Source organism: Pseudomonas sp. FYR_7 (genome assembly GCF_043106155.1).
Lineage (GTDB): Bacteria > Pseudomonadota > Gammaproteobacteria > Pseudomonadales > Pseudomonadaceae > Aquipseudomonas > Aquipseudomonas parafulva_B.
On the sequence record NZ_JBICMI010000022.1, the window covers coordinates 104,533 to 111,823 of the forward strand.

Sequence of the window (7,291 nt, forward strand, 5' to 3'; positions counted from 1 at the left end):
TGGAACAGCCTGCCAATGCCCGCCAAGTTTTTTTTCGGCCTCCTGATACTTCTTGTCACACACCCCTTTTGTGGATAAAGATCGATCACAGACAACTACAAAAAACTCTGGATCGATCGATGACCCAACCATCAAGCTCAGCCCCACCCCAACTCCGTCGAGTTCTGGGCCTCCCTGCCCTGGTATTCTTCGGCCTTGTGTACATGGTCCCGCTGACCATTTTCACCACCTACGGCATCGTCACCGAGCTTACCGGTGGCCGCACGTCAGGCGCCTATCTGATCACGCTGATGGCCATGCTGTTCACAGCCGCGTCCTACAGTTTCATGGTCAAACGCTTCCCGGTCGCGGGTTCGGCCTACTCCTACACCCACATGGCTTTCGGCCAGAACACAGGCTTTCTGGCGGGCTGGTCGCTGCTGCTCGACTACCTGTTCCTGCCGATGATCAACTACCTGCTCATCGGCCTGTTCCTGAATATCGCCTTCCCAGCAGTGCCGGCCTGGGCTTTCGTCCTCGCCTGCATCGCCTTGGTGACCGTTCTCAACGTGGTCGGTATCAGCTCGGTGGCCAAGACCAGCAACCTGATCGTGGGCGCGCAAATCGTCTTCATTGGGGTGTTCATCGCGCTGTCCTGGCAGACCCTCAACCACGGCCAGCCCATCGACTGGCTGGCGCCGCTGCACGGTGACGGTAGCGCACCTGGCTTTGGTCCGATGATGGCAGGCGCGGCAGTGCTATGCCTGTCCTTCCTGGGGTTCGATGCCGTCTCCACCCTCGCCGAGGAAAGCCGCGATGCTCGGCGTGACGTGCCTCGGGCGATCATCCTCACCACGCTGTTCGCCGGCCTGCTGTTCACCGTGCTGGCCTATGTGAGCCAACTGGTGCTGCCAGGCAGCACCTTCGCCAATGCCGATGCTGCTGCGAATGAGGTCATGCTCAAGGCAGGCGGGCAGTTCCTGGCCAACTTCTTCACTGCCGCTTATGTCGCCGGTAGCCTCGGCTCGGCCTTGGCATCGCAGGCCGCAGTGTCGCGCATCCTCTACACCATGGGCCGTGACCGAGTGCTGCCGCAGCGCACCTTCGGTCACCTGTCGCCACGCCTCGGCACACCGGTATTCGCCATCGTGGTGGTGTCGGCGTTCTCACTGCTGGCGCTGGTGATCGACTTGTCCACCCTGGCCTCGCTGATCAGCTTCGGCGCCTTGGTGGCGTTCTCGGCGGTGAACCTGGCGGTGGTGAAGACGCATCTGATGGACGATGCAAGCCTGCGCACTGCGAAAGGGCTATTGAGCTATGGCGTAGTGCCACTGGTGGGCTTGGGATTGACGCTGTGGCTGTGGACCAGTCTGTCGGCGCTGACCTTGGTGATTGGCCTGTGCTGGTTTGCGCTGGGGCTGGCATACCTGGCAGTGCTGACCGCCGGCTTCCGCCGCCCGGTGCGCTTGGTGGACTTCACCGAGGCTGCCTGACCCAATCACCTCGCGGCCTGCGCGGCCCCTTGAGCGGCCTTGCCGGGGCGCCGGACCGGTCGGAAAGGGCCGCGTAGCTGTCCTGGCAATCTCCGAGGCGAAGCTGAAATTCCGGAGCCGCTACGCCAGGGCAGCTCCCCTGAAGTAGTCTGAAGCCAGCGGCGTGCACTAGTAATTCTGCTAGTTGTACCTGGCCTCGAAAGCGCCAAGACTCAGGCTTACCGACTTGCAAGGCCAAACCCTGTGTCAGCAGCGCTGCGTGCCTATTGCCCTTACGGGTACCACCAAAACCAAGCAAGCCCTGCATCTATGCTTGGCTTCAATGGTGAGCGATACGACCCGTTTACTTATGGGTATGCCTTGGGTCAAGGCTATCGTTGCTACAGCCCGACATTGATGCGTTTCCAAGGGCCAGACGACCTCAGTCCGTTTCTAGAAGGAGGGTTTAATACCTATATTTATTGCAAGGGTGATCCCGTCAATTACCAAGACGACTCAGGGCGTGCTCCGACGCCCGCGCAACTGAATGCGGCCATCAATAAGCTGAAGCCTGTTTCATCGGCCCGTGCCGAACAGCAAATCTTTACCAAAACAAATAGGCGCCACGAGCAACCCGCCGCCCTTGCGATTAAAATGAAGCAGAAGGCAAAAAGCGTGAGTTTTGCGGGAGACACCATCTTTGAAAGGAACCGCTCTGCTCATTACAGGGAGTACCAAGAGCGAAAAAAACTTATCAACGAAATGAATCGGCTTCATACATTTAATGACGAACTGAATAACGACCTCAATCAACTCTGGAGCCCTGTCACTCGAAGCAACTATCGAGCGTATAACCTCTTACCCGATTATCGGCGCCGGCTTGAGTCGATCAATCACAGCCTCCGTAAAGTGCAGTTGAAAAAGGAAGCACTCCAGTTACGCCTGCAACAAATCCGGCGATAAAGCACGCTATTTCACACCGACGGAGTGACTGCCGCTGCTGGCATAGTCCATAGACTACCCAGATTCTGCAACAACGACCCGGCAATTCCCTGCTGCCCTAGGTACTGCAGCAGCAACGGCGCAAACTTCCCGATCATCCCGGTATCCATCCCCAGCGCTTTGAACGCATTGTCCAGGTCGCTCCGGCTCTGCACATCATAGCCCAACGCCTTGTTCAAGGCGGACTGGCTGCCCTTGTCATTGCCCAGCAATTCACCCAGCCCGCTCAACCCGCCCAGGACATTGGCGCCCGACAGCAGGTCCAGGCGCGGCACGGCCTTGGTCAACTGGCCATAGTCGTCGCTGCTCAGGTTGTTACGCGCCAGCCCCAGCATCGCCCCTGCCCCGCCCACGGCCTGCTCGAGGGTAATGTTCAACTGGCTGCCCAGCGTGTTGAGCAGGTTGGCCTGCCCTTCAGGCGACTGCACCTGGCCTTTTTGCTGCGGGTTCTGCATGGCGGAGACGGTGTTGGCAGCATCGCTGAGGTTGAAGGCGAACACAGGGCTTGCGGTGAGGGTCACCAGGGTTGCCAGGGTGAACGCTTGCATCGGGAGGGACCTCGTTGGCCGGGATGGCCTGGGAAACGACGATTTTGACTCGGTAATTGGGAGATTGTTCCGATACTGTTGTCAGCGGGTGTTTTCCGACCAGAACCGTTAGCCACTCCCTGTTATTTCTGCCAGTAGCGGTGTGCGCAGATCGCCGAGATACTAAGCAGTACCCATGGTAACGGGGCGAAAAATATGTTCCGCCTTCAAAGCGAGCACAACGGAACAAAGTACCCAAAGCACGCCATCGAGCATCAGCCGGTCACTTACTCGAGGCCGACCACGCCTACGGGTTTCGATTAAAAGATCGGAAACCGCATCCCAGGCCTCATGCGAGATTTCGCATCGCTTTGCCATCACAGGATTCCTTTCCGTTGGTGGCCGGGGAATGTACGAAATCATTGGGGATGCGTGGAGATAACTGGGTTTCTACGAATTTTGTACAGAGCCTAGAAGCAGACGTGCTTTGTGTTGGGACAGGTCGGCTTGTGAAACACAGCTTGAACGCGTGGCGTCTAGCAATTCTGCTAGTTGTGGATGGCCTTACTGTGAGGAACACTTAGCCGACACGTCCTTGCGGAGCCTACACGGTGACAACGGCCTACAGCGCTTACGAGTACAACAGTCAATCTCACCAGCTCGCCATCCTTGGGCTCAACGGAGAGCGGTGCGACCTACTCAGTAGCTTACACATGCTAGGGCAGGGCTTTCGATCATACAGTCCCATGCTGATGCGCTTCAATGCATCGGACAGCTTAAGCCCATTTGATGACGGGGGGGTATCAATATGTACAGTTATTGTTCTGGAGACCCTATCAACTATTCAGACCCAACGGGCAATTTTAGAAGTGTGGCGGGACGCCCAAGAAGCATCCTGAAAAGAACCTCGACCTCCGTATCTATGTTTGCTGAAACGGGTACGCCACGCAGACAGGTTCAAACAGCCGACTGGGTTAAATTCCACCATTACGACGAGGAGGTTCGCATGAGATCTGCAAAGCTCTATACTGAGATGAAACCTATAAAGCTTGAGCCAGACATGACACAGCCCCCATTCGCGGCCCAACCTTGTTACCCATACCTTCACGTCAAAAATTGACAGAGGGTTATCGAGGATTGGTTACAATCTACAGTACAACAACCACTAAGCTTCATCGAGCAAGGTCATATCTTGAATATAAAGCGATCCGGCAGGAGTCAGTATCGCTAGACAATCTTGAGCGCATTGAAAATGCTGGAGTTCCGATACAGTACATTACGCAATCTGTATTATAGCTACCATACCGATTATAGGCGGTCGCCCCCACAGCATGCGGCGGAAGTCCGGCAGTTTGGTTGACTGCTCGATGGTCAGAAACGAGCGCTCCTAAAGGAACCGACGGCGTAGCCGGGAGTTACGACAGTGACGTGCGTTTCCGCAGACACTAGAGACACGATCTGGGCTTAATCGTCCTGATCAGGTTCTGGGGCCGCGCTCCGTGGTGAAACCCTGTATAAACCGGGGCCATGAATTCTCTGTCTGGTGACCTTTCTGATGACCTTATTTTGCTCAAGCAACTTTTGTTTTAGCCCCTCAATCGCCAGGATGAAACCAGGTGCTGAGGCAGCGATCCTTCACCTATCACTTATACCAGTAGATGGACATAAACCAATCAAGATACTGATAGTCCATGGGACGCCAAGTACTCTCAAATATCCAGGAGGTCTGAAAGATGGAGTTGATTGAAACACGTACTTATACTGCCTATGGGCAGTGGCGAGCGTTGTCATCGAACGCGACACGCCTAGGGTTCAACGGAGAGCCCATAGATAAGTCTTTAACACTCTACCTTTTAGGAAATGGCACCCGCGGCTATTACCCGGCATTAATGCGATTCATAAGCCCCGATACAGAGAGCCCATTTTTCAGAGGGGGCCTGAATTGCTATTGCTTCACACTCAACGACCCGATTAACGGTAGCGATCCAACGGGCCACTTTACGATATTCAGTAAAAGCATAACTTACAAATATCCATTATTGCCAGTCAAAAATCTCCCGGGCAAAGCCTTCTATGCCCCCTCCCCTGTTAACCCCGAGGTGAAGGCTCTAACGATAATGGCGCATTCTGGAGAGCAGGGCTTTGGCAATAGAACAACTGTAGACTATCGAGAATTAATGACGTTATTAACCAATGCCAAGGTACTCAAGAAAGGAATGCCCTTACATATCATAGGCTGCAGATCTGCACACTTGGCCGAATCAATCACAAAAGACTATAACATCGAAACCATTGCTTATAAAGACATTGTGAACGCCCCCTTTATCCGCGCACCCGCACTCCACTCCAATTTCAAACTCATCGAAAAAGAGTCTACGTTCAATAAGTTGACCGGCAGTAAATCAGCTTACTCCAGCCGGGTAGTTTTCGAACCCATCAGATCAGCTCGGAGGCATACTACAAACAGCCAAGCCATCAGAAACCCTAACCAACGGACTGATTTACTTTATTAAACGAACGCTGCTACCGTCGCCATGACTCCATCCGCACCGGAGGTTGCTCAAATTCCCGAACATTTGAATGTGCATTATTCCCTGGTGGAGGCTTTTGAAAGATACTTGCCGGCGCTCTAGGTCGCTTTTACACTGGGCTGCATGATGGTCTCGGCCCGTCGTTGTGAACGTGCCGTCCGAAGGGCGCGGGTCGGCGTTCTAGGGATTCGTACAGCGCCTAGCATTTTTGTCAGTAGCGGCTCCCCCCTCATCCGATCCATGATCGGTCACATCTCAGTGAATCATGACGGGAAGTCTCCCATGTCAACGAGTATGAATATCACTCAATTGTTCTACTCTGGTAGCCATTTGCATACCGTTTCAGGAGCAACTCACAGCGTCCTCCTGCGTGGCGGAGTCCTGCCACTGGCTGAACTCAACAGCACGCTCCCTACGGGAGTGCTCGCAACCGATCAAAACGGCTCAGCCATGCACGCTGTTAACTCAGCTGACCAACTCAAGGTGTATACCCCATACGGCTACCACCGCGCTGCGCCATCAGGGCTGCAACTCGTAGCCTTTAACGGTGAACGGCTCGATCCAATATCGGCAGGTTACCCGCTCGGCAATGGCTACCGGCTATACAGTCCGGCACTGTTGCGTTACTTGGCGGCTGACAGCCTTAGCCCATTCGACATTGGCGGCATCAATCCCTATTGCTACGTGCTAGACGACCCCATCAATAAATCCGATCCTTCCGGACGTGCCCCAGGCATACCGCTGATAAACAAACTAGGTGTACTGGCAATCGCGAAAAAAAACCTTTTAGCAGGTCGCTTACCATCCAGGCTCATGGTGGGCCAGGCGAGGCGCTCGTGGGCAGTGAAAGACTGGGTGCAGCGGAATTTAATGCGTTTCTTCAAGAGAATGGCGTGTTTGCTGAAAAATACAAAAAAATAACGTTATGCATGTGTTATTCAGCCAGCACCGCCGAGAATAATTCGATTTCTTTTGGGCAAACATTCGCCAACTTTACCGGCCGTCCAATCAAAGCGTTCGATGGCATCGTATTTCACCTCGTGAGTGAATATAAAAAATCCGGAAAATTTGAAATTCAAATCTTGAAAAAGGACGCTCGCAATCACACCGATGCGCAAATCAGTGTCTCTCCGGACGTGCCCTTCAACTACCGCCCCAAAATATTCATGCCAATTGATCAACAAAAAAAGGTAAGGCAAGACTGACCAGTCGGAAATTTATAGGTTCGAGACAGCTCTAGTGCCATACTAAGAAAAGTACAAAAATTTGAGCATGAAGAAAGCTTTAGCCTTTTCAAGACACAACAATGACGCCCCAACCGGCCTCAAATATCTTACGAGTAGTTGACCCATAGGGCAATGGAGGCTTTCTTGCTTAATCTATTCTACCAACACAGCACCTTGTGCACAGTCACTGACGCTCATCGTCAACGCTCCCTCTTTCGGTCCGATAAACATAGTCTGGCAGAACATAATTCCGATAGGAGTGGAGCACCTCTTCTGCTAGGCTACGGACCAAAGAAACATCAATCTGTATGACCGCTCTGGCCGGGATCTAGACGCTCACACCTATCTGCCTTTCGGATATTCAGTAAATTCCCTAGCCAGCGAATACTACAAGGCTTCAATGGAGAGTTCATTGAGCTACAGCTCGGCGCCTATCTACTAGGTTTGGGATACCGCATGTATACGCCTGCACTGATGCGCTTTCAATCGCCAGACAACCTAAGCCCTTTTAGGCGGGGGGGGGGGGGATCAACTGTTATGCCTACTGTAGCAAT

6 protein-coding genes and 1 pseudogene are annotated in these 7,291 nt (G+C 53.6%); 5 read left to right on the forward strand and 2 right to left on the reverse strand.

Translation table 11 applies throughout. The features are described from left to right. Positions 1-119: 119 nt before the first annotated feature. Positions 120-1,472, forward strand: coding sequence for an APC family permease (locus ACF8R3_RS05960; protein ID WP_197844414.1), 1,353 nt, complete (start codon positions 120-122; stop codon positions 1,470-1,472). Positions 1,473-1,715: 243 nt separating this feature from the next. Further along, positions 1,716-2,414: an RHS repeat-associated core domain-containing protein gene (locus tag ACF8R3_RS05965; protein WP_392515201.1), complete on the forward strand. Its 699-nt coding sequence runs from the start codon at positions 1,716-1,718 to the stop codon at positions 2,412-2,414. A gap of 11 nt (positions 2,415-2,425) precedes the next feature. Here ACF8R3_RS05965 and ACF8R3_RS05970 read toward each other — a convergent pair whose 3' ends face one another. Further along, positions 2,426-3,001 (reverse strand): DUF2780 domain-containing protein, encoded by a 576-nt coding sequence (locus ACF8R3_RS05970; RefSeq protein WP_392515203.1) that lies wholly within the window; start codon positions 2,999-3,001, stop codon positions 2,426-2,428. 222 nt (positions 3,002-3,223) lie between these two features. Then, positions 3,224-3,358 (reverse strand): annotated as a pseudogene (locus tag ACF8R3_RS05975) (transposase); the annotation flags it as partial. A 1,355-nt stretch (positions 3,359-4,713) separates the two neighbouring features. Here ACF8R3_RS05975 and ACF8R3_RS05980 point away from each other — a divergent pair. The 3 genes from ACF8R3_RS05980 to ACF8R3_RS05990 all read left to right on the forward strand — a co-directional run bounded on the left by ACF8R3_RS05980 (position 4,714) and on the right by ACF8R3_RS05990 (position 6,716). After that, positions 4,714-5,493, forward strand: coding sequence for an RHS repeat-associated core domain-containing protein (locus ACF8R3_RS05980; protein ID WP_078479254.1), 780 nt, complete (start codon positions 4,714-4,716; stop codon positions 5,491-5,493). A 312-nt stretch (positions 5,494-5,805) separates the two neighbouring features. Further along, entirely contained in the window at positions 5,806-6,432 is a 627-nt protein-coding gene (locus ACF8R3_RS05985; protein WP_392515205.1) for an RHS repeat-associated core domain-containing protein, read from the forward strand. Beyond that, complete coding sequence (locus ACF8R3_RS05990; protein WP_153302522.1) at positions 6,405-6,716, forward strand: hypothetical protein; 312 nt, start codon at positions 6,405-6,407, stop codon at positions 6,714-6,716. The genes ACF8R3_RS05985 and ACF8R3_RS05990 overlap by 28 nt, the downstream gene beginning before the upstream one ends. Positions 6,717-7,291: the final 575 nt, after the last annotated feature.